Raw genomic sequence first — 23,105 nt, 5'->3', positions numbered from 1 at the left:
TTAACATAGACACAAAAAAAATGAAAAGAATGGGAAAGATATGATACTGATTAAAAACTCTACAAAACTATTTGGCATAATTGTGGCACTTCTACTATTTCTAGTTTGTATCGGTATGAGCATTGTTTTCGGTTACACAAACACATCCATTCATACTGCATATGAAGCATTTACACAATTTAACAATTCAAACGAACATCTTATTATTCAAAATGTTCGCTTGCCAAGAGCTTTAATTGCTGCTGCAGTGGGCGCCTCACTTGCTATGACAGGGGTATTGATGCAAACGTTAACGAAAAATCCATTAGCCTCACCCGATATTTTAGGTATTAATGCTGGAGCGGGATTGGCCGTTGTATTGGCAGTTACCTTTATGCATACAGCAAGCTTGCAAGCATTTACTTGGATTTCTTTTCTTGGTGCTGGATTTGCAGCCATTGCTGTTTATGTAATTAGCTCTGCTGGACATGATGGACTAACACCGCTGAAAATCACTCTCGCAGGTGCAGCTATGGCCGCTTTATTTGCTTCTTTTACACAAGGTATCCTTACAGCCAATGAAGCAGAATTGGAGCAAGTGCTGTTTTGGTTAGCTGGTTCTGTCCAAGGAAGAAAGCTAGAATTATTGATTGCTGTTCTCCCCTATCTATTAATTGGGTGGATAGCGGCTATCATGATTGCACCGAAAATGAATGTATTAGCGATGGGCGATGATGTAGCAAAAGGATTAGGTCTTAAACTAGGTATTGTCAAAATCGTGGTTGTTGTAATTGTTATTTTACTAGCAGGGGGCTCCGTTGCGGTCGCAGGACCAATCGGCTTTATCGGCATTGTCATCCCGCATGTCGCAAGAAAACTTATCGGAACGGATCATCGCTGGTTGATTCCTTTTGCTGGACTACTTGGAGGTATTCTTCTATTGGCAGCTGATATTGGAGCACGATATATCATTATGCCAAGAGAAGTACCAGTAGGTGTTATAACAGCCTTTATCGGGACTCCATCCTTTGTTTACATCGCAAGAAAGGGGTTCAGAAACTAATGAGTAACTATCGAGGATTTCGAGCTTTCGATGGAAAAGTTTCCTTTTTATTCGATAAAAAGGCAGGTAAGAAAATAGGTATTTTATTTATTTTGACTGCATTAGTATTCATTATTAGCGCCGGACTCGGCGGAATGGCGATTAATCCGTTAACCGTCCTTCACGTGTTTACTGGCGGCGGAACAGATATGGAAAGATTAGTAGTCTTAAACTTTCGCTTACCGCGCATCATCATTGCCTTAGTTGCTGGAATGGCATTAGCCGCAGCAGGCGGGATGCTTCAAGGAATGATTAAAAATCCTTTGGCATCACCTGACATTATTGGAATTACAGCAGGTGCCGGTGCAGCCGTAGTTGGATTTTTATCCATCTTTAGTGACAAAAATCATTCTTTAACAGTCAGTATTCAGTGGCTGCCTCTTGCTGCCTTCTTAGGGGCAATACTAGTAGGACTTACCGTTTACTCGTTAGCTTGGCGAAACGGAGTAACTCCTGTACGACTTGTATTAATTGGTATCGGTATTTCAGCTCTTATGCATGCAATGATGACTTTACTTATGATACTTGGACCGATTTACCGTGCTAGTGAAGCAAGCATTTGGACGACTGGAAGTGTAAGTAAAGCTACATGGGAACAAGTATGGATGATTCTCCCTTGGACAGCTCTCTTCTTGCTGATTGCCTTTATCTATTCCCGCGATGTAAATATCCAAGAGTTAGGGGAAGAATTAGCTGCAGGTGTCGGCAACGCTGTACAAAAAAACAGATTGCTATTATTACTCATTAGTACTTGTTTAGTAGCTGGCGCTGTTGCTTTCGCTGGCGGAATTGGCTTTATCGGGTTAATGGCCCCTCATATCGCACGGCGTTTAGTTGGTTCTTCTTTTGGAGTCCTTTTACCGACTTCAGCCTTAATCGGAGGATTGCTCGTCATGTTAGCTGACCTTCTCGGAAGAACATTATTTTCACCGATTGAAGTACCAGCAGGCGTTTTTACGGCGGCCATTGGTGCACCGTATTTTATTTATTTACTATTTAGAACCAAAAAAAGATAAAGGAGTTTTTACAATGAAAGAAGCCATTCGTACACAAGCCTTAACATTAGGTTACGGTGGGGCTACCATTATTCACGAATTAGATTTAAGCATCCCAAAGGGGGAAATCACTGTTTTTATTGGTGGAAATGGTTGTGGTAAATCGACTTTATTACGTTCTATGGCTCGCTTATTAAAACCAACTAACGGTGCGGTTCTTCTAGAAGGGGCAGCCATAGCGAAACTGCCGACAAAAGAAATAGCAAAGAAATTATCCATTTTACCCCAGTCTCCAACAGCTCCTGAAGGATTAACCGTTTTGCAGCTTGTCAAACAAGGACGTTATCCGTATCAGAATTGGCTGAAGCAATGGTCCGAAGAAGATGAAGAAAAAGTAATGAACGCGCTACAGGCTACAGGTATGAGTGAGTTTAAAGACAAACAAGTAGATGAACTTTCTGGTGGCCAAAGACAACGAGCATGGATTGCCATGACATTAGCACAAGATACAGAAGTCATTCTATTAGATGAACCGACGACTTACCTCGATTTAACACATCAAATTGAAATTCTAGACTTACTATTTGAACTTAATGAAAAAGAGCAGCGAACTATCATCATGGTCTTACACGATTTAAATCTGGCTTGTCGCTACGCTCATCATATCGTAGCTATTCGTAATCAAACCGTCTTTGCCCAAGGAAAACCAGAACAGATTATCAGTCCTGATCTTGTCAAAAACGTCTTTGACATGGAATGCCAAATCGCACAAGATCCTCTCTTTGGCACTCCCCTATGTATTCCTTATGGGAAAGGTCGTCGTGTTGGAAATAAGATAGCATATGTAAATGCCTTATAATGCAAAAGGCTGTCTTTGGCTCGCTTACTAAAAGAAGCACTGAATCAAAGTTCAGTGCTTCTTTTTATAATCTTGAGTCAACAGGGTCCGACTTCATTGCTAATGTTGCAAGTACACATTCATGTACCCTTTCGAGCGATTCCCCAGTAACAAATCTTTGTATCCCTTCAACTCCTAGTGCAAACTCTTTTAATGCTAATTTTTGTTTTTTTCCTGTATTTCTGCTCTTCAATCTTTCAAGATTGTTAGGAAATGAATAGTCCATACCATAAATAATATTCAAGTATTTTCGACCTCTTACTTTAATCGCCGGTTGAAGCAATTGCCCCCGATTCTCGGCAATAAAGAATTCCGGTTTAATCACAATCCCCTCATGTCCATCACTCGTCATCTCTTCCCACCATTGAATGATTTCTGCTTCACTTGCTTCATCTCTAATAATTTTATATTCCGTTTCAAGGAATATAGTAGAAAGCTCAGCCAATTCTCGATTCATTCCCATATGCCAAGTATGCGGTTGATTGAAGAAGGTCTGACTGCTATGAGCTAACACATGAAATGGAGCAATTTGAATCTTACTTACCCCGTCAACATCCCAACAATATTTCTGAAACACTTCTTTAAACGTTTTTGCATGGTCTAGTTTTACTTCATACTCTTGAAGCCATGCCTTTAGCTCTTCATTTGTTCCAGCAACAGCTTCTAACTTCTCTTTCAATGTTGCTCGGTCCAATACGGCAATTTCGGCAACATGAGCATATTGATTGCTAATTAGTTCACGTGCTTTTAAATTCCACGGCATAATTTCCGCATCTAATAGAACAAATTCTGTATTATATTTATCGAAATAAGACTGTAAATCTTGATTCAACCTTCGAACAATCTGATTCTCGGTAGCAGCATCAAAGAAACGTCTGCCTCTTCTTGTATAGATAGTCCCCAATGTTTGAAATCCCGTATGTTTTTCCGCTGCTGCTTCATTTTTGAATAAAAAGAGAACAGCTCGACTTCCCATATGCTTTTTCTCAGCAACCATTGTTGTTATTCCTTGCTTTCGATAATAGTCAATAGCTTCTTTCGGATGCTCTAGAAAATCATCTAAAACAGATGCGCTTGGAGTTGGACTCATTGTTGGAGGAATATAGATTAATTGCTCAATCGGAATCGTATCATGTGAAATTGCGTCAATCGCCGGTTTGACAATTCCTTGCTGAATGCGTACTTCTCCTAATTGTTCCGTTAATACTGAATATCCATTAATAAATTTACCAATGTTCGGTGGATTCAATCGGCTTGCTTCCCATTCTACGAGCGGATTATCTGGAGACTGCGCATAATCTTTAGCAGCTTTAACCGATACAAATTCCTTTTCCGGATAACGAAATGCGGTTAGCTTTCCTCCAAAAACAACACCTTGGTCAATATTAATAGTATTATTAATAAGCAGCGGCTGCGGTTTTGGATCATGTCCCCAAACAATGAGTGTACTTGTTTGATGGTGGACAAACCAATCCTTCCTCTTTGGTTTCCCCTTTTCATCCAATCCATCTGTATCTCCATAACGACAAAAATCACTAATGTCACGAGATTGCTTCCCGATATATTCATCTTTAATCCCGGCATGAGTACAAACTAATGTTGGGACACCATTTTTGGTAAACACATAGTGTGAAGGAGCCTTCAGCAAAAATTCCTTCAAATTCTGTTTCAGTACTTCTGCCTGCTCTGCTCCATATTCTGCTTCGTACTCTTCAAACTCTTGAGCTACCTGTTCATCGCCATATTGTAACGTCACATTTTTTCCATCTAGCCAACGAGCGATTTTCCAGCCATGATTACTATCAATCATATAGGCGAGTTGATGTTGAACATGATGTAAGAAAAATTGCATCGGAACACTCCTTTTAAAAAGGTAATAAAAGTCATTATAACATAGTGAAGAAAAATGAATCATCGTATCTATTTTTAGTGCTGTTATTGTTACAGCCCAGTTAAACATAAAAAAACATCAGTGAACGCCTGATGTTTTTTTATTTTATCATGAACCAATCTGTCATCTGCACTTTGCACCAACCATCTATCAAGTTAATCTACTACTTATAGACATTTATCTACGAATTTAGTTATCAAACATCATACGATTAGATGATTTCCACATATCCTGGGTAAGCTGTTATATAATTTCCACTCTTTAGCTTGTACATCTTAGACCCATTAACGGTTAATATGTCAACAACGGTAAAAACCTCTCCTTTCTGTACTTTGCCCACCTTTGCATTCCAATCAGGCTTATTATAATAGTACAGATCCGGTGTGATGACACGGATGAGAAATGTCGAATTATCTTTCTCGTTTTCTTTTTCATCACTGTTTTTATTGCTTTTCGGTTTAAGATTCAAGCTTTTTGCAATTCCTTCAATATGACCAAGAGCAAGGTCATCTAGAAAGCTGGACTTCTTTAACTTGTTCGCATCATTAGTACGGTCAATAAAACCATTCTCTGTCAAAATAGCTGGCATCTGTGTGTCTCGCAGCACCTGAAAGTTAGCCGTTTTTCTGCCTCGATTTCGTAAACTCACATGCTTTATAAATTCCTTATGAAAAGCATCTCGATAACGGACTGTTTTTTGGCTGGCATTCGGATGGATATAATCCTCAAATCCCGTTCCACCACCGGAATTAATATGAATTGCGATGAATAGATCAGCTCCCCAACGATTAGCGTCATCAGCCCGTGCTCCTAAAGAAACTGCCTTGTCTGTCGTTCTACTCATTCTAACGGAAACATTTTCATATTTATTCAATAACCCATCGCGAACTCTTTTAGCAATATCTAACGTCAAGTTTTTCTCTTGCAATCCATTTCCTACTGCTCCTGGATCGGAACCGCCATGACCTGGATCAAGATACACTTTTACCATTTGAAATCACCTCATTTATACCTTATGTTTATTTCACTATATTTGACTGGGTTTCTGGAAACCTTATTCCGCATCATTGATAAATCTGTAAAAATATAGAGAACTATACATAACCATGAGGCTATCTAAAAATTCCGTAAAATAAAAGTATCAACAAAAATCCAAGGAGCAGCCCTAGCATCAAAATGTTCCGCTTATATTGATCTTTTTTTAAATAAGTTCATAAAAAAATGAAGGGATTCTCCTCTCCCTTCATTTTCTATTCTTCTTGCATCACTTTTTTCAAATCATCTTGCACACTTTCTTCAGCCAATTCTACATTAGAACGATAAGCAGCGCGACAAATCACATGAGCTGCAACAGGAGCCGTTAGAAATACGAAGAAGATTCCAAGAAGTAAACGGACACTAAAGACACCCTGTGTAATCCAGAAATAAAGCAACGTCCCAAATAAGACACAAAGTACACCAAGCGTTGCACTTTTTGATGCTGCATGGGAACGCGTGTACACATCTGGCAGTCGAATTAATCCAATTGCACTTAGGAAAGCGAACACTGTTCCGATAAAAATCAAAATAACGGCTATCACTTCAATCGACAGGCTTACGTTCAATGACTACACCTCTTTCAATAAACCTAGCAAAGGCCACTGTTCCAATAAACGAAAGAATGCCGATTAACAGAATGATTTCTAAAAAAGCTGATGTTCTAAGCAGGACAGCAAAGATTGCTACTCCAGCAAGTAAATTAATACCAATTGCGTCCAATGCCTGCACTCTATCAGGCATCGAAGGTCCCTTAATAACCCGATAAAGAGTAAGTAAAATAGAGAGGATTAACAAAAACAACGAACTCATCAAAACTAATTCCACCATTTGCGTGTTACCCCCTTAATGGCCTTTTCAAATTTATGTTGTGATCGATAAACTGCACCACTTGATTCGGGAATGTCCATCGCATGAATATAAAAGACCTTCCCATCTTGAGATACTTCCAAAACGACAGAACCAGGAGTCAATGTTAAGAGCAGAGCAAGTAAAGTTATTTCCAACTCTCCTTCTAAATCTGTTTTTAGCGTAATAATTCCGGGTGTAATATTGATCTTTGGCCGTATCACTTGCCGCATAACAAGGAGGCTTGATGTAATCAATTCGTAAATAAAGACAAGGAACAATTTGAATACAGCTACAAAGCTACTAAGATAAAAAGGTTTGGCAAAAAAGTGACGTAAAATCCATAGAACAATTGCCCCGATTAAATAGCCGCTGAAGAAAGTCAATACGCTTAATTCATCCTGAAGAAACATCCACAAGGCAGCAAGAAATAAATTAATTAATACTTGGATGGACAATGAACTCCCCCCTTTCACTCATATATCATACTAAAGTAAAACTCTAAGGCATCGGATTTCTTCCTAATACAGCTTCAATATATAGTTCAGGACGTAATAAGCCTTCTGCTGCCATACTCACATATTCATGAATTCCCTCTGCACCAAAGCCTAATGCAACAGTAGCAGCAAGGAGACATCCCATAGGGAACATTAATCCTTTTGTAGTTCCCTTCTCCATATCCTCACTTAAAAGCGTTTCCCCCCAAAAACCGTTCATAAAAATCTTCATAACTGAATACAAAACTAGCAAGCTTGTTAACAGACCTATGCCACCTAACCAAAAATAGCTCGCCTCAAACGTTCCTTTTGTAATCAGTACTTTACCGATAAAACCACTCAACGGCGGTATACCTGCTAGTGATAGAGCGGCGATAAAGAACATCCATCCTACATAGGGATGTGTACGAATTAATCCGCTCATGTCTTTCAAATTACTTGTACCTGTTAAATGAATCATCGTCCCCCCTAGAAGGAAGATGAGGGCTTTAATAATGATGTCATGGATAAGATAGTATATGGAGCCAGTAATCGCCGTTGATGTAAAAGCAGCCAAGCCAGACATAATCAGGCCAACTCCGACAATTACGTTATACGCTAATATTTTTTTAATATCCCAATAAGCGATTGCTCCAAATGCACCAAGCACCATCGTCAATCCCCCTAGTATCCCAATGATTAAATGAGTAACTTGAGGTTCATGATAAAATACGAGCGTAAACATTCGAAAGATTGCATACATCCCGACCTTTGTGAGCAATGCCGCAAAAACCGCTGCAACCGCTGTTGGGGGAGCACTGTAAGAACCCGGCAGCCAAAAGAATAAGAATAGCGCTGCCTTCAGGCTGAATACGATTAAAAATAAAATAGCAACGGTAGTCATCAAGCCATCTTGCCCAACCTCTGCTATACGTACAGATAAATGAGCTAAATTCAACGTGCCTGTCATCGCATATAAATAAGCAACGGCAAGTAAAAAGAGAAAAGAAGAGATGATATTCACAAGAACATATTTAATAGACTCTCGGAGCTGTATCTTCGTTCCTCCTAAAGATAAAAGGACATAAGAAGAAATTAACATCACCTCAAAACAGACGAATAAATTAAATATATCCCCTGTCAAAAATGACCCATTAATACCTGTAAGAAGGAACAAGAACATCGGGTAAAAATAGTAGGATTCCCTCTCCCTTCCAATCGAACCGAACGCATATATTAAACAACAAAGAGCAACAAAACTCGTTGTAGCAAGCAGTAATACAGCAAACATGTCCGCTACCATGCTCACTCCAAAAGGAGCCTGCCAGCCGCCCAATTGCAGCGTTTGCATACCATGCCCTTTAATTTGAGTCATCAAATAAATTGATGTACTCCCAACAGCTGCAATGGCAATAAGGCTCATCCACCGTTGAAATTGAATGCTTTTCCTGAATATTACCAATATCATCCCCATTATTAATGGGATAATAATTGGCAAAATCACAATATTATTCATCTGCATTACCCCTCATTTGACCCATATCATCAGTACCCACAAGTTTATAAGCGCGATAGCTTAGCACTAAAAACAAAGCTGTTACAGCAAAGTTAATCACAATCGCTGTTAAAATAAGGGCCTGTGGCAGGGCATCCGTATAGGATGTATTTTTCAACCCCAATAACGGAGGTCCCCCTGTCTTGAGTCCTCCCATTGTCAAAATGAGCAGATGGACTGCATGACTGATAATAGAAGTTCCTAATATGATTCTTAATAAGCCTTTAGCCAAAATTAAATATGTGCCAATCATAAACAATATCCCAACAAGGAAAGACATTAACGTTTCCATCTTTATCGATCCTCACTTATGCTTAAAATAGTCGTAACAGACGTTCCAATAACCGCTAACGCAACCCCTACATCAAAAAGAACAGCCGTTGCAAGCTCTGTCTTCCCAAAGATAGGAAGATTGAAATAATCAAATGTATGACTTAAAAATGAAGCATCGAAAAAAAATGACCCTACTCCCGTTAGTACCGCAAGCAAAACGCCAATTGCTGCAACTACTTTAAAATCTACACCAATATTGGCACGCACCGTTTCAATATCAAAAGCAAGAAATAAAAGCGTCAATGCGGAGGCAATCGCTAGCCCGCCGATAAATCCTCCACCCGGATTATGATGTCCCGAGAAAAAAAGATGAAACGAGAAGGCAAGGATAATCGGTACAGCCACTTTTGTGACAGCATGCAAAATAATGTCATTAGGCTTCTTCATGCTTAATCCCTCCCCGCTAATCGAAGTTTAATTAATGTGTACACTCCAAGGCTCGCAATAGTTAAAACAAATATTTCCAGCATCGTATCAATACCCCTGAAATCAACAAGGATAGCATTTACTATGTTTTTAGCACCTGCAAGATCGTAAGAATTCTCAAAATAGCTTGAGATTGGTTCAAAAAGCCTTGTGCTATTGGCAGACAATGCGATGATGGTAACAATTACTCCCACTCCAATAGAAATGATTAAATTAGTTAATTTAAATCGCATCGGAACCGTTGCTTTTCGAAATTCTGGCAGGTGGTAGAAACACAATAAAAATAGAGCAACTGTCACCGTTTCAACAACCAATTGAGTAAGAGCTAAATCAGGTGCACGGAAGATGACAAACAGCATAGATACGAGATAGCCAAGCACTCCAACAGCAATGATGGCCGTCAGCCTGGATTTAGCTAACGGAACGGTAATTGCCGCAATAATCATCCCGACAACTACTCCTCCTTCATATAGACTAATAGGAGCATCATTCGAAACATCCATCGCGATTCCATCAAATAACCAAAGAGAACCACCAAGCATAACAATTAGCACTGCAAAAATGTACACAACATAATCTCTAATAAAACCAGTCATATATTGATTCGTGAATCCTTCGGAAAACCTCTCCATCCTTTCAATCGCAAAATCATATCCAGCATTGAGCGTCCACCTTTGAGAAAACAGACCGTATACCCCGGACCACTTTTTCAAATAGATGTACATGAAGGTTCCCAGTCCTACAATCCCCAACGTCATAAATAGCTCTGTATTCCAACCGTGCCAAGCACTAATTTTCACATCAATGCCACCGCTTTCGGCAAAGATTGGTAAAATGGCAATCAACGCAGGTTGTAATAAATAATGAGAAAGCACATTTGGGAAAAAGAAAATAAGAATGACGAGCGAGGCTAGTAGAATAGGCGAAATCAACATACCTAACGGAGCTTCATGCGCTGCCTTCTCTAATTTGCTCGGTTGATACCTTCCCGCAAATGTTTTAAACAGTAAAATCATGCAGTAAATGAACGTGAATACACTAGAAATCCACGCAATCGTTGGGAAGAGTAATCCGAATGTATCCATGCTAAATATGTTCATTTGAGAGGCATTCAAGACACCTGTAAAAAACATCTCCTTACTCAAAAAGCCATTAAACGGGGGTAACCCTGCCATAGCAAAGCTTCCAATAATGGTTAGTGTAAAGGAAATCGGCATAAGCCCCATTAAACCGCCAAGCTTTCGAATATCACGGGTCCCTGTTTCATGGTCAATAATCCCAACGACCATAAACAGACTACCTTTAAATGTAGAGTGATTAATTAAGTGGAAGATGGCTGCTAAAATGGCCGCTGCATAGACCGTTGCCTCATCCCCATATCCGAAATAAAGAGCCGCAGATCCCAATCCGAGCAGACACATAATTAGTCCTAATTGACTAATGGTCGAATAAGCTAATAACGCTTTTAAATCCGTTTGTTTAACCGCATTGATAGAACCGTACAACAAAGTGATAAGCCCGATACTTGAGATTACCCAAAACCATTCCGCATTTCCGCCAAAGATAGGTGTAAACCGGGCTACTAGATAAATACCAGCCTTCACCATTGTCGCAGAGTGCAGATAAGCACTAATTGGTGTGGGTGCTTCCATGGCATCTGGCAGCCAAATGCTAAATGGAAACTGAGCAGATTTGGTAAAAGCGCCTAATAGAATTAAAAGCATTGCAGGAAGGAATAAAGAGTGTGCAGTAATGACGTCTACTTGATTGAACATCTCTCGCAGGTTATACGTTTCTGTTATCATGGATAGCATGATAAAACCAGCAAGCATCGCCAAACCACCGAATATTGTAATAAGCATAGATTTTTGAGCACCATAGCGAGATTTTTTCCGCTGGTACCAATACGCAATTAATAAGAACGAGGAGATACTAGTCATTTCCCAAAATACATATAAAACTAAAACATTATCAGTAAAAACAACTCCAAGCATCGCTCCCATGAATAACAGCAAATACACATAGAAGTTATGAAGGGATTCACGGTGTTTGGACATATAGTAAATGGAGTAAAGAACAACTAATGTACCGATTCCAGTAATTAAAAGTCCAAAAATAAGCCCCAACCCATCCATATAAGTTGTATAATTAATTCCTAAAGATGGCATCCACGGTACGGAGTGATAGACAGTCTTTCCTTCAGCAATGGTAGGGATATATTTTAGAAGAGATAAGAATAATAAAAGCGGCACAATGAATACAAACCACCCTGTATGAATTCGAGGTGTAAAGAATTTATATAGAAATGGTACAAATAGCGCAAAGATAAATGGAATTACAATCATGGTGTGTAACCAAGACAATTCGGCTCCCTCCTTATTCTTTATAAATTTAATTGACTGCAGCCGAACCATAAGCTATAGTCATACATAGTCTAACGATACTTACTAACTTGTTTCATTCCCATCTATTTATTGAGGTGAACTAAATCATGAAGAAGATCAAAGGACGCATGGATGAGAGCATCCTCGTCTGCGTTTATTATGGACCAAATGGCGAACGCCTCATTCAACGTGGCTGTAAGATTGCGAGTATGCTCGACTGCCCGCTCTATATCCTAACGATTGATCCTAAGCCTTTCGATGAATTGGATGCAGAAAAATCATTTTATATTACGAGATGGCAACAATTAGCTGAACAGCATAACGCTGAAGAATTCATTATTAAAGATAATGAAAAACGATCCGTCACCAAAGTAATCGCTGAAGTGGCAAGAGAGAAACATATTACACAAATCGTTCTGGGGCAAACAGCGCAAAGCCGCTGGGAACAAATCACAAAAGAATCAGTGATTAACTCCTTATTACGTGAGATTCCATTCATTGACCTTCATATCATCTCTGTGTCTCGTTCACTTAAAGACCAAGAAGGACATTTTGAAAAAGGGGTACGTGCGTATCTTATTAAAGAAAATGATCAATACCGACTTACTTTCAACCATACAAAGAATGTTGAGTTTGAAGGAATTTTCTTCAAGGAACTCGGCACAGATTTTAATAACGGAATATTCAAGTTCATGAAAAATAAAGAAACACTGCAAGTTCATGTTATAGAAGACTACGTTAAAGATTTAACAAATGTTAACGTGACTGCTACGCTCGAAACCTATAACGATCAACAATAACTAACTTATATGAGCAATCCTCTAGAAACCTTCACAAGTTCATACTTGTGGAGGTTTTTTATATGAGTTAAATAGTTTTATCACCATTCGCTATAAATTGACGTCTACTCTAATTAAATGTTCCTCATTCTTTTCAATCCCTAAATAACGCAACGTTTCCGCAGGAGAATGATGATGATAAATCGACATTAAAATGGAAATGGCAATTCCTTTCCGATACGCATGGTAGCCAAATGTTTTCCTTAAAGTATGTGTTCCAATCTTCCCTGGAATTCCAACTTCTTTGGCAGCATGATTAATAATTCGATAAGCTTGCTGGCGTGTAATCGGTTGATTATTTTTCTTAGATTTAAACAAATAATCACTGCCGGTAAAATTCCATTGTGCCAGGTATTTTTCGAGAACATCTCTCACATTATTATTTAAATAATACGCCTTTACCTCTTCATGCTTAGTGTCGCGAATACGGAGAAATTCTTTAATATGAGAACCTTCCCAAACATCATCTACCTTTAAAGCCAGTAACTCACTCACTCTGATTCCCGTATTAATACCTAATACGAAAAGCAAAAGATCTCTTTGTGATTGCTGTTGCAAAATTTGTTTAATCGCATTAATACTCTCGATGTCTTTTATAGGATCGACATACTCCACACCATTTCCTCCTACAATCTAATGTTACTTAATTATTATATTAACAAATACTATGTAACATTACAATTTTAACGTTCTTTTAGTTTTTGCATTTTTATTATATCTAAAGCATAAAATTAACAACGTTATCTAACAAATTCTCAAAAAATAATGCCTCCAAGTAAAAAAAGCCGGAAACTTTAAAGTTTCCGGCTTTTTGATTATTATTTAAAAAATACTTTATCAATATTATATTTCGCTTGATATTCATTAATGATGTACGTTTCATAAATCTCACGTTCCATCGGAGACTCGACGATACAAACATCAATTCGATAAACTTCCTTTCGATAATGTTTCATCGGTGAAACTTGGTCCTCAAAATGTCTTTTAATTCTTTGTCTAAGCTTTCGAGCTTTTCCAACAAAAAGAAGCTCGCCTGCTTCATTATAAAACATGAAGATGCCGCCTTTATCTCTTGGAATCTGATGAAAATCAATAAATCCATAAATATCCTTAATTACTGGCTCATCTGCTGTTCGCACTTGTTGTCGCTGTGTAATTGTAATGTCTGCTTCAGGTATTTCAATGTGAATCACAATATGTCACTTCCTCTGTTTAAGTAAAGCTAAATACTATCATATTTATACTGGAAAAGCTATTTAGCATTAAAGAAAGCCTTTATTTTTCAACACGTAAGAAATCTAAAGCTCGCTTCGCCTTATCTCTCGCTTCTTCTACTGTTTCAGCCGTCGATAACGCTACAGCAACACGGCGCCCTATCTTCGTAACCGGTTTAGCAAATACACGAACCTGTGTGTCTGGAACGGATAAGGCTTGGTCTACTCCAGTAATTGAATAGTCCTCGTATTCTTCTTCTGACTTAAACGGACGGCTCGCTCCCGGTGTCACAAGCGTAATTTCAGGAATTGGGAATCCTAAAATCGCACGCACATGCAGGGCAAATTCAGATAAGTTTTGCGTCACGAGCGTCACAAGACCTGTATCATGTGGGCGCGGTGATACCTCACTAAAATAAACTTTTTCTCCAGAAAGAAACAATTCAACACCAAATAATCCAAGTCCACCTAGCTCATCTGTAATTGTCCTCGCAATTCGCTTGGCTTCTTCAATTTGCTGCTCTGTCATATTATGAGGCTGCCAAGATTCAATATAGTCGCCGCCTTTTTGAATGTGACCGATTGGAGCACAGAAATTCGTACCATTTACCGAACGAACCGTTAACAATGTAATCTCAGAATCGAAGTGAATAAATTCTTCGATAATCACGCGTCCATTTTGTACGCGTCCGCCTTCCATCGCAATTTCCCAGGACTTAGCAAGTTCCGCTTCAGATGCACATACACTTTGCCCTTTTCCTGATGAACTCATTAATGGTTTCACAACACATGGAAAGCCAATTTCTTGTGCTCCTTGCACAAATTCTTCATATGTATCAGCAAATCGATACCCAGCCGTTGGAAGACCTAATGTTTCAGCTGCTAAACGGCGAATCCCTTCTCGATCCATCGTTAACTTCGCTGCACGTGCGGTTGGAATGACACGGAATCCCTCATCCTCTAGCTTCAATAATTCTGAAGTCGCAATGGCCTCGATTTCCGGAACAATTAAATCTGGTTTTTCTCTTTCAACGATTTCACGAATTTTCTCTCCATCTAACATATCAACCACATAACTCCGATGAGCAACCTGCATAGCTGGAGCTTGTTCATAGCGATCCACCGCAATGGTTTCCACACCAAGACGCTGCGCTTCAATAGCAACCTCTTTCCCAAGTTCCCCTGACCCTAACAGTACCATTTTCTTCGTTTTAAACATTCGCACTTCCTCCTTTAGTCTTTCTCATCATTATATACGAACTATCATTCTAGTAAAACGATATTTTATTCGCCAATCATCAATTGTTTCATCAAAGAAACAATAACACAATATAAAATCACCATGCTTTACGAATATTATTCAACCAGACAAAAAAACGATTCTCTTCAATTAAGAATCGCCGTTTCTATTTAAAATTTAATTTCCTTCCCTTGTTCGAAAACGGTTCCATTAATATTTACCGTATCATATGATGATTTTTCAAATAAAGTAAAGCCTCTATCAGCAGGGGCTTACTGCTCGTTAAATGTGGGATAACAACCTATAAAGAAAGCTGTTCCAAACTTAGGAACAGCTTCTTTTGTCATTTCTAATACACACTGCCTAATTATTGACTACTACCTGGCCAATGACCTCCTTGCCACTGCCCCCCATGATGATGGCCACCTCCATGCCAATGACCTCCGCCGTGATGCCCCCCATGCCAGTGACCACCGTGATGGCCTCCATGCCAGTGACCTCCATGGTGCCCTCCATGCCAGTGGCCTCCGCCGTGCCACTGGCCGCCTGGCCAATAACCTGTTTGCCCTGTTCCCGGCCAATAGCCGCCTTGCCCCATCCCTTTCCAATTAACTCCTTGAAGATACCATGGAAATCTTTCATCTATATTCATCATTTTTTCCCCCTTCATTATCATAGTTACCCTGTTAAAATATGATAATGAAGAGAAATAGTGAGTAACACTGAAGGGCATCTTGATGATTTAAAAGTGCCTTAAAACATTTCAGAAATGGTCTTTCCTTGCATATGCTGAATCAAATAATCTGGACCGCCTGCTTTTGAATCTGTCCCTGACATATTAAATCCGCCAAAGGGTTGGTAACCAACAATCGCACCCGTACACCCTCTATTAATATATAAATTTCCAACATGAAAATCTTCACGCGCTTTTTCAATATGAGAACGATTATTTGAAATAACAGCACCCGTTAAGCCATACTCCGTATTATTCGCAATTTCCAGCGCATGAGCAAAATCACGCGCCTTGCAGAAAGCAACTACAGGCCCGAAAATTTCCTCCTGCATAATACGTGCATGTTCTGCTACATGAGCGAATATAGTAGGCTGAATAAACCAGCCTTCTCTAGCATCCCCCTTGCCGCCAATCATCAACTTCCCTTCCTGTTTCCCTATTTCGATGTAACTCATAACTTTATCAAAAGCCGCTTGGTCATTCACCGGTCCCATAAAATTCTCTTGATAAGCTGGATCACCAACCATTAACTTCTTCGTTAATTCAACAGCACGATTTAAAACCGTATCATACACATCAGCCACAACGACCGCCCGTGAGCAAGCTGAACATTTCTGACCTGAGAATCCGAATGCAGAGGCAACAATCGATTGTGCCGCAAGCTCTAAGTCTGTTTCTTTATCGACAACAATCGTATCCTTCCCTCCCATTTCCGCAATGACACGCTTCAACCAAATTTGACTATCCTGCACTTTCGATGCTCGTTCAAAAATACGAACCCCTACATCACGGGAACCTGTAAAGCTAATAAAACGTGTGCTCGGATGATCGACTAAATAATCCCCTACTTCCGCTCCACTTCCCGGAATAAAATTCACAACACCAGCAGGCAGCCCCGCTTCTTCAAGCACTTCCATAAATTTTGCTGCAATAACTGGAGTGGTACTGGCTGGTTTCAACAAAACCGTATTGCCTGATACGATAGCCGCCGTTGTCATCCCTGCCATAATTGCAAAAGCAAAATTCCATGGTGAAATAATTACCCCCACTCCGAGCGGGATATATGAAAAACGATTGAATTCAGATGGACGACTTTCTACCGGAACCCCCTCCTTCAACTTTAACATTTGCCGCCCGTAATATTCCATAAAGTCAATTCCTTCTGCCGTATCCGCATCTGCTTCATTCCAGGGTTTCCCTGCCTCTTTCACTAACCATGCTGAAAATTCATGCTTGCGACGTCGAACAATCGCAGCCGCACGAAAAAGAATATCCGCCCTCATCTCTGGCTTTGTTTTACGCCATGTTTTAAATGTTTCCGAAGCTATTTGCATTGCCTTTTCTGCAAGCTGCTTATTTGCTTTTGACACACTGCCTATAACCTGGCTATGATTGGCCGGATTAACCGAGACAATTTTTTCTTTGGTTGAAATTCGCTCTCCCCCAATGATTAACGGATACTCTTGACCGAGATACGCCCCCACCTTTGCTAGACCTGTTATGAAAGCATCTTTGTTTTCTTGTAAAGAAAAATCAGTAAATGGTTCATGTTTATAGGAAAATACCATTCTTCATTCCTCCTCTTATTTCATCCAATTCTTCATCACAAACCAAACATTAGCCGGTCTTTCAGCTAAGCGCCTCATATAGTAACCAAACCAATCCTTCCCATATGGTACATAGACGCGTACTGTATATCCTTCACTTGCTAATTTCTTTTGCATATCCTCACGAATGCCAAAAAGCATTTGAAATTCAAATTGATCCCTTTTTATCTCTTTTTCTCTTACAAACTCTTTCACTTGATGAATAATCTGTTCATCATGACTAGCGACCGCTGTATAATGTCCATTTAACAAATGCTGTTTAATAATTTTTAAATAATTTTTATCTACATCCGCTTTCTTTGGAAAAGCCACTTCAGGTGATTCTTTATAAGCCCCTTTTACAAGACGAAGGTTGGCACTGATTTGACCCAAGTCTCGTAGATCCTGTTCCGTTCGATATAAATAAGCTTGTAAAACAAGACCTACTCCGTCATACATCTTCCGCAATCGCTTAAAGAGATCAATCGCTTGTTGACAATGTGCATAATCCTCCATATCAATCCGAACAAAAATCCGATGCTCACTCGCTTTATTTAGAATATGACACATCTGTTCAAAACATAAATCATCACTTATATCTAGTCCAAGCGATGTCAACTTAACAGATAAATGGGAAGGAACATTGGCTTCAGCAATTGCCTCTAACGCTTTCAAACACATATAAGCAGATTGCCTTGCCTCTGCCTCACTTCTCACAAATTCACCTAAATGGTCCAATGTCGCTGCTCGCCCGTCTTCATATAACAGCCGCACTTGTGTAATTGCTTGTTCAATAGATAATCCTGCCACAAATTTTTGCGCACCTAGGTGCAACCCATATTTCGCAGCCCACTTATTCACGCGTTTATTTCTCGCTAAAAATTGAAAGAAGTTCCTCATTATTGCTTCCATTCCAATTCCCCCAGTACGGTGAAAAGTGTTACAACCACCCCTCTTATATTCATTATATTTTCCATACTTAAGCTTTTATTCTTTTTAAATAATAACTCTACAAGATTAGCAAAAAAGATGAATATCAATGCCTATATCATACGAAAGAACTAACATAATTGATTTTGCTGTTTCCCTTTCTACCCTTTCATGCTACAATACTCCTAACAAAATGATGTTAAATAACATTACATATTATTTTTTGAATATTTGAAATAGATGATCATAGTTTCATATTCTTTAATAAATTCAGAAAGGAATGAGAATACATATGGGCTTTTTTGACTGGTTAGATTTTAAAGAAGGTCTCCCTTTATGGTGGTCATATAGGTTGAATCGCTCATCCAAAGAGTCAGTCGAGGAAATTTTCGAAAGCATTGCGAAGACTCGTGTTAGTCTTTTATACGAATGGACAAATGAGCGATGGGTTTCTTTAGAAAAACGAGCACAAGAATTAGAACGTATCTCTGAGCAAGATTTAAATTCTTTTTTAGAAGTTTCCAAAGAAAAAAGTACATATTTTACCGAATTATTCATTCTAAATCCACAAGGAAAAGTAGTCTTTTCAAGCTACCCAAAGCATATAGGTCACACTTACAATACAAATCAAACTCCAATCTATAAAAAAGCAATAGAGCGGGTCATCCAAACGGAGCAGCACCTTCTTTACGGTCCCTTTACGGATTCATTAACATTAGAAATCGGACCCCGCACTTCCAAATTCCATGATGAAGTTACAATTTTATTTTTCCAACCCGTCATAAAAGATGGCGCCCTCGTTTATATACTAGTCGGTCGACTTCCAAATGATGTGATAGGAGATTTAATTCAACGAGAGGCTGGACATATTTATCAAGATTCCGGCGACAATTATATTTTTATGATTGACTCTCATCTAGATCCATCTATCGAACAAGGGATAGCATTATCTCGCAGCCGATTTGAAGATCATACCTTCTCACTCGGAGAGAATTTAAAAGATGGTGTCACAACAAAACATTGGGGAATTGTAAAAATTAAGAAGCATACTGAATTCGAAATTCGCTTCACTGATCCGGCTACAAAAAAATTACACCCAGGTGTTCAACATACGATTGACAATGGAGAAAATCTATTCGTTGAGTTTCCTGGATATTCTGATTATCGTCACATTCCCGTCATCGGAAAAGGGGTTACTTTCCAGATGCCTGGTTCACCTGATGTTTGGGGGATGATGTGTGAAGGTGATTTAGAAGAAGTATATCGAACACGCTCTATCGGCTTTCGTTTAGGCAAGAGCTTCATCCTGCTTACCATGCTTGGAATTGTACTCTATCAACTTTTAACGGCTTTTTTCGTTCCACCATGGTTAGCCTTACTCATTAACATTTTATACGGTGTACTCGCCACTTCCTATTTTTATAAAAAACAATTAAAACCAATTGTTAATCGTTTAAATCGAATGACGGAAATGATTCAAACAATCGCAGAAGGCGGCGGTGACTTAACGATTCGTGTAAAAAAAGAATTGCTTTCCAATGATGAAACGGGGGCTATGGGACGCTGGATTAATAATTTTATAGACAGTCAAGAAGAATTAATTTATCAAGTAAAATCAGCTACACTTGATGTCGAACAAATGAATCAAGCATTACGTAAGCGAACCGTTATCGTTGAGCAAAACTCTCATTCCGTTATTGAACAAATGAATGAAATGTTAGAGAGCACACAGCAGCAATTACACGACGTACATCAAGCTATGAATCAAGTCGATCAAATCCGCGAAACATTAAATGATATGGAAAAAGTGAGCCAGGAACAATTACTCGAAGCACAAAAACAAGTTGCAGGCATCGACGATAAAATGAGCGAGATTGTGAACAAGGTTCATGATACGCTCACCTTAACTGAAACATTCACACAATCTTCTCAAAATATTGAACGCATCGTCAATACGATCAATGCTATTGCCGAACAAACGAATTTACTCGCCTTAAACGCAACAATTGAAGCTGCTCGCGCTGGTGAGTATGGAAGAGGCTTCGCTGTTGTTGCTCAAGAAATACGCAAACTCGCCGATCAAACGACTTTCGCAACAAAGGAGATTAAACATACGTTAGGAAACATCGAACACAGTTCTTCACTTGTTCAGAATTCTATTCAAGACAGCAGCAACGAAGTGGAAAGAGGTTCTGAATATATTCGCGTTGTACGTGACGTATTAACATCTATGTCTCAAGCATCGGCAACCCAACCAAATGTAACAGAACAAATGCGTGATATCATCCGCAGCATCGCCATCGTCAACGAACAAAACTTCCGTACGGTGGAAAATGTTGATATGTCCACTAAGAAAATGGTGCATTTAATTCAAGACACACGCTATGATAATGAACTAAGTTCTCTCGTAATCAATACACTTGCACGATATGTATCCAAGTTTCATCTTTCTAACGATAAATCTTTTAAAAAATAGGTATCCCTTCAATACAGGGATACCTATTTTCAGAGTGTAGAGAAACCTTTTATTTTTAAATTTTCGTTTGAACTCCATCTTCTTTCTGTTGTTTCCGCACTAAATATTGTGTTATTTCCTGATTCAAAAACAATATATGGATTTCCTATGAATATAAAAATCTAATCTATTAAGCTTGTTGCGGCACAGCTAAGCCAAGCCCTTCAGCAATACGTGTACCGTATTCTGGGTCCGCTTTATAGAAGTGGCTAATTTGGCGGAGTTTAATTTCTTCAAGCTCTACCGGTTTCATTGCCCCTACAATATTCGCTACTAGACGAGTACGCTCTTCTTCACTTAATAAGCGATAAAGATCACCAGCTTGAGTGTAATGATCATCATGATCGTATGCTACTTGTGCTGCTTGCCCTGTCACATCAAATGGAGTAACTTTCGCTTCAGGCACTTCATTTGGCCCCCCAAAGCTATTTGGCTCATAATATACAGAACGTCCACCATTGCCGTCGCCAGCCATAAAACCATCGCGTTGATGATTATTAACCTCTGCTTTCGGACGGTTAACTGGAAGTTGATTATGATTCGCACCAACACGGTAACGATGCGCATCTCCATAAGCAAATAAGCGTCCTTGAAGCATTTTATCTGGAGAAGCTTCTACACCTGGTACAAATGTTCCTGGTGAAAATGTTGCTTGTTCTACTTCAGCAAAGTAGTTCTCTGGATTTTTATTTAGAACCATACGCCCTACTTCAATTAATGGATAATCTTTCTGCGACCAAACTTTTGTTACATCAAACGGATCAAAGCGATATGTGTCCGCATCTTCTAAAGGCATAATTTGAACGTAAAGCTTCCAAGCTGGGAAATCTCCCTTTTCAATTGCATTAAATAAATCTTCTGTGTGATAATCTGGATTTTCTCCTGCAAGTTTTGCAGCAAGATCCACATCAAGGTTTTTAACTCCTTGTTCTGTTCTAAAGTGGTATTTTACCCATACCGCTTGTCCTTCTGCATTTACCCATTTAAATGTATGACTTCCGTACCCATGCATATGACGAAGAGTAGCTGGAATACCACGGTCAGACATTAGAATCGTTACTTGATGTAAAGACTCTGGAGAATGTGACCAGAAATCCCATACTGCTGTTGGATTTTTCAAATGCGTTCTTGGGTCTCTTTTTTGTGTATGAATGAAATCTGGGAATTTAATTGCATCTCGAATAAAGAAAACAGGTGTGTTATTCCCAACAATATCGTAGTTTCCTTCTTCTGTGTAGAACTTAACTGCGAATCCGCGCGGGTCACGAACTGTATCAGCTGAACCTAATTCTCCAGCTACTGTTGAGAAGCGAATAAACATGTCTGTTTCTTTTCCAACACCATTGAATAGTTTCGCTTTTGTATATTTCGACACATCATTTGTCACGGTAAAGGTTCCATATGCTCCAGCACCTTTTGCGTGAACAACTCGCTCTGGAACACGTTCGCGGTTGAAATGTGCTAATTTCTCTAATAAATGTACATCTTGAATGAGAACTGGTCCACGTTGTCCAGCTGTAATAGAGTTTTGATTATCGCCTACTGGTGCTCCCCAGCTTGTCGTTAGTTTTTTCGTCATCTTCACGTCACCTCTTAATTAGAATTATTATTGATAGTTAATATAATAAACTATATTAAATAAAAATCAATACTTATTTATAATAATTTTAAAAAAGTAATAATATTTACTTGGAATAACATCCCAAAAAATTGGTAAAACAAAAGATAGAAACTCAGATTAATTATATAATTTCTATTAATAATTTTCCAATTTTGTATTCTTTCTTTTAAATATATAATTTTCATCATTTATCAATAAGCTCTAAGGGAAGGGGATAAAAGAGAATAACCACCATCACTATATTCAATACATAGTTATAAAAAGACCTAGTTTAGATAATTCTTTTTCATCCTTTTGAAAATGAAAGGTTTCAGACCTGAAAGAAGTCAAAGCTCTTAATAAATTAGAAACATTTATTGAATAGGTTTCGTTGTTGATATATAAATAATCTAATTTATATATCATTAAATAGCCTATAGAGTTGACACTGATTTACCATGTACTTCTCTGCTCTGCCAATCAGAAATAAAGAAAACGAGCACGAAAAAGGTGAGAGGCCTACTA

The 23,105-nt window shown here is 38.9% G+C and carries 21 protein-coding genes; 5 read left to right on the top strand and 16 right to left on the bottom strand.

Annotated features, from left to right (window positions below; genetic code table 11):
* Positions 1-40 precede the first annotated feature (40 nt).
* The 3 genes from D1953_RS11350 to D1953_RS11340 are packed head-to-tail and all read left to right on the top strand — an operon-like array spanning position 41 to position 2,935.
* Positions 41-1,042, top strand: coding sequence for a FecCD family ABC transporter permease (locus tag D1953_RS11350; protein WP_119117299.1), 1,002 nt, complete (start codon positions 41-43; stop codon positions 1,040-1,042).
* Entirely contained in the window at positions 1,042-2,097 is a 1,056-nt protein-coding gene (locus D1953_RS11345; RefSeq protein ID WP_119117298.1) for a FecCD family ABC transporter permease, read from the top strand. The genes D1953_RS11350 and D1953_RS11345 overlap by 1 nt, the downstream gene beginning before the upstream one ends.
* A gap of 13 nt (positions 2,098-2,110) precedes the next feature.
* Positions 2,111-2,935: an ABC transporter ATP-binding protein gene (locus D1953_RS11340; protein ID WP_119117390.1), complete on the top strand. Its 825-nt coding sequence runs from the start codon at positions 2,111-2,113 to the stop codon at positions 2,933-2,935.
* A 64-nt stretch (positions 2,936-2,999) separates the two neighbouring features.
* On the opposite strand, the gene D1953_RS11335 is transcribed toward D1953_RS11340, so the two are convergent.
* The 9 genes from D1953_RS11335 to D1953_RS11295 all read right to left on the bottom strand — a co-directional run bounded on the left by D1953_RS11335 (position 3,000) and on the right by D1953_RS11295 (position 11,902).
* Positions 3,000-4,826, bottom strand: coding sequence for a polynucleotide kinase (locus D1953_RS11335; RefSeq protein WP_245980053.1), 1,827 nt, complete (start codon positions 4,824-4,826; stop codon positions 3,000-3,002).
* Positions 4,827-5,076: 250 nt separating this feature from the next.
* Entirely contained in the window at positions 5,077-5,856 is a 780-nt protein-coding gene (locus D1953_RS11330; RefSeq protein ID WP_119117296.1) for an N-acetylmuramoyl-L-alanine amidase, read from the bottom strand.
* Positions 5,857-6,115: 259 nt separating this feature from the next.
* Positions 6,116-6,469 carry a monovalent cation/H(+) antiporter subunit G gene (mnhG, locus tag D1953_RS11325; protein WP_119117295.1) on the bottom strand — a complete coding sequence of 118 codons (354 nt, stop codon included), beginning with the start codon at positions 6,467-6,469 and terminating at the stop codon, positions 6,116-6,118.
* Positions 6,447-6,731 carry a Na(+)/H(+) antiporter subunit F1 gene (locus D1953_RS11320; RefSeq protein WP_119117294.1) on the bottom strand — a complete coding sequence of 95 codons (285 nt, stop codon included), beginning with the start codon at positions 6,729-6,731 and terminating at the stop codon, positions 6,447-6,449. Before D1953_RS11320 ends, mnhG begins: the two co-directional genes overlap by 23 nt.
* The gene (locus D1953_RS11315; RefSeq protein ID WP_182480582.1) at positions 6,719-7,207 is read right to left on the bottom strand and encodes a Na+/H+ antiporter subunit E; all 489 of its coding nucleotides are present in this window, start codon (positions 7,205-7,207) and stop codon (positions 6,719-6,721) included. Before D1953_RS11315 ends, D1953_RS11320 begins: the two co-directional genes overlap by 13 nt.
* A gap of 43 nt (positions 7,208-7,250) precedes the next feature.
* Positions 7,251-8,741, bottom strand: coding sequence for a Na+/H+ antiporter subunit D (locus tag D1953_RS11310; protein ID WP_119117293.1), 1,491 nt, complete (start codon positions 8,739-8,741; stop codon positions 7,251-7,253).
* The gene (locus D1953_RS11305) at positions 8,734-9,072 is read right to left on the bottom strand and encodes a Na(+)/H(+) antiporter subunit C (protein WP_119117292.1); all 339 of its coding nucleotides are present in this window, start codon (positions 9,070-9,072) and stop codon (positions 8,734-8,736) included. Before D1953_RS11305 ends, D1953_RS11310 begins: the two co-directional genes overlap by 8 nt.
* Positions 9,073-9,074: 2 nt before the next feature.
* Positions 9,075-9,500, bottom strand: a complete 426-nt coding sequence (locus tag D1953_RS11300) for a Na(+)/H(+) antiporter subunit B (RefSeq protein WP_119117291.1) — start codon at positions 9,498-9,500, stop codon at positions 9,075-9,077.
* 2 nt (positions 9,501-9,502) lie between these two features.
* On the bottom strand, positions 9,503-11,902 hold the full coding sequence (locus D1953_RS11295; protein ID WP_119117290.1) for a Na+/H+ antiporter subunit A: 2,400 nt from the start codon (positions 11,900-11,902) through the stop codon (positions 9,503-9,505).
* Between the two features lie 128 nt (positions 11,903-12,030).
* On the opposite strand from D1953_RS11295, the gene D1953_RS11290 reads away from it, so the two are divergent.
* Positions 12,031-12,723, top strand: a complete 693-nt coding sequence (locus D1953_RS11290) for a universal stress protein (protein WP_119117289.1) — start codon at positions 12,031-12,033, stop codon at positions 12,721-12,723.
* Between the two features lie 90 nt (positions 12,724-12,813).
* Here D1953_RS11290 and D1953_RS11285 read toward each other — a convergent pair whose 3' ends face one another.
* From D1953_RS11285 to D1953_RS11260, 6 genes are all read right to left on the bottom strand, one after another.
* The gene (locus D1953_RS11285) at positions 12,814-13,377 is read right to left on the bottom strand and encodes a tyrosine-type recombinase/integrase (RefSeq protein ID WP_119117288.1); all 564 of its coding nucleotides are present in this window, start codon (positions 13,375-13,377) and stop codon (positions 12,814-12,816) included.
* A gap of 203 nt (positions 13,378-13,580) precedes the next feature.
* Positions 13,581-13,955, bottom strand: a complete 375-nt coding sequence (locus tag D1953_RS11280) for a nucleotide excision repair endonuclease (RefSeq protein WP_119117287.1) — start codon at positions 13,953-13,955, stop codon at positions 13,581-13,583.
* Positions 13,956-14,037: 82 nt separating this feature from the next.
* Positions 14,038-15,195 (bottom strand): phosphoribosylglycinamide formyltransferase 2, encoded by a 1,158-nt coding sequence (gene purT, locus D1953_RS11275; protein ID WP_119117286.1) that lies wholly within the window; start codon positions 15,193-15,195, stop codon positions 14,038-14,040.
* Positions 15,196-15,583: 388 nt separating this feature from the next.
* Complete coding sequence (locus D1953_RS11270; RefSeq protein WP_182480581.1) at positions 15,584-15,871, bottom strand: hypothetical protein; 288 nt, start codon at positions 15,869-15,871, stop codon at positions 15,584-15,586.
* 98 nt (positions 15,872-15,969) lie between these two features.
* On the bottom strand, positions 15,970-17,517 hold the full coding sequence (pruA, locus tag D1953_RS11265) for an L-glutamate gamma-semialdehyde dehydrogenase (protein WP_119117285.1): 1,548 nt from the start codon (positions 17,515-17,517) through the stop codon (positions 15,970-15,972).
* Positions 17,518-17,532: 15 nt separating this feature from the next.
* Positions 17,533-18,447: a proline dehydrogenase family protein gene (locus D1953_RS11260; RefSeq protein ID WP_119117284.1), complete on the bottom strand. Its 915-nt coding sequence runs from the start codon at positions 18,445-18,447 to the stop codon at positions 17,533-17,535.
* A 370-nt stretch (positions 18,448-18,817) separates the two neighbouring features.
* Between D1953_RS11260 and D1953_RS11255 the strand changes: the two genes are divergently transcribed.
* A complete protein-coding gene (locus D1953_RS11255; RefSeq protein ID WP_245980049.1) occupies positions 18,818-20,941 on the top strand; it encodes a methyl-accepting chemotaxis protein in 2,124 nt (707 codons plus the stop codon).
* Positions 20,942-21,110: 169 nt separating this feature from the next.
* On the opposite strand, the gene katA is transcribed toward D1953_RS11255, so the two are convergent.
* Positions 21,111-22,559 carry a catalase KatA gene (gene katA, locus D1953_RS11250; RefSeq protein WP_119117282.1) on the bottom strand — a complete coding sequence of 483 codons (1,449 nt, stop codon included), beginning with the start codon at positions 22,557-22,559 and terminating at the stop codon, positions 21,111-21,113.
* Positions 22,560-23,105: the final 546 nt, after the last annotated feature.

The sequence above is a fragment of the Peribacillus asahii genome, from assembly GCF_003570725.1.
Lineage (GTDB): Bacteria > Bacillota > Bacilli > Bacillales > DSM-1321 > Peribacillus > Peribacillus asahii.
The sequence above is the reverse complement of the archived record's forward strand: the minus strand, read 5'-3'. Positions and strand labels throughout refer to the sequence as shown.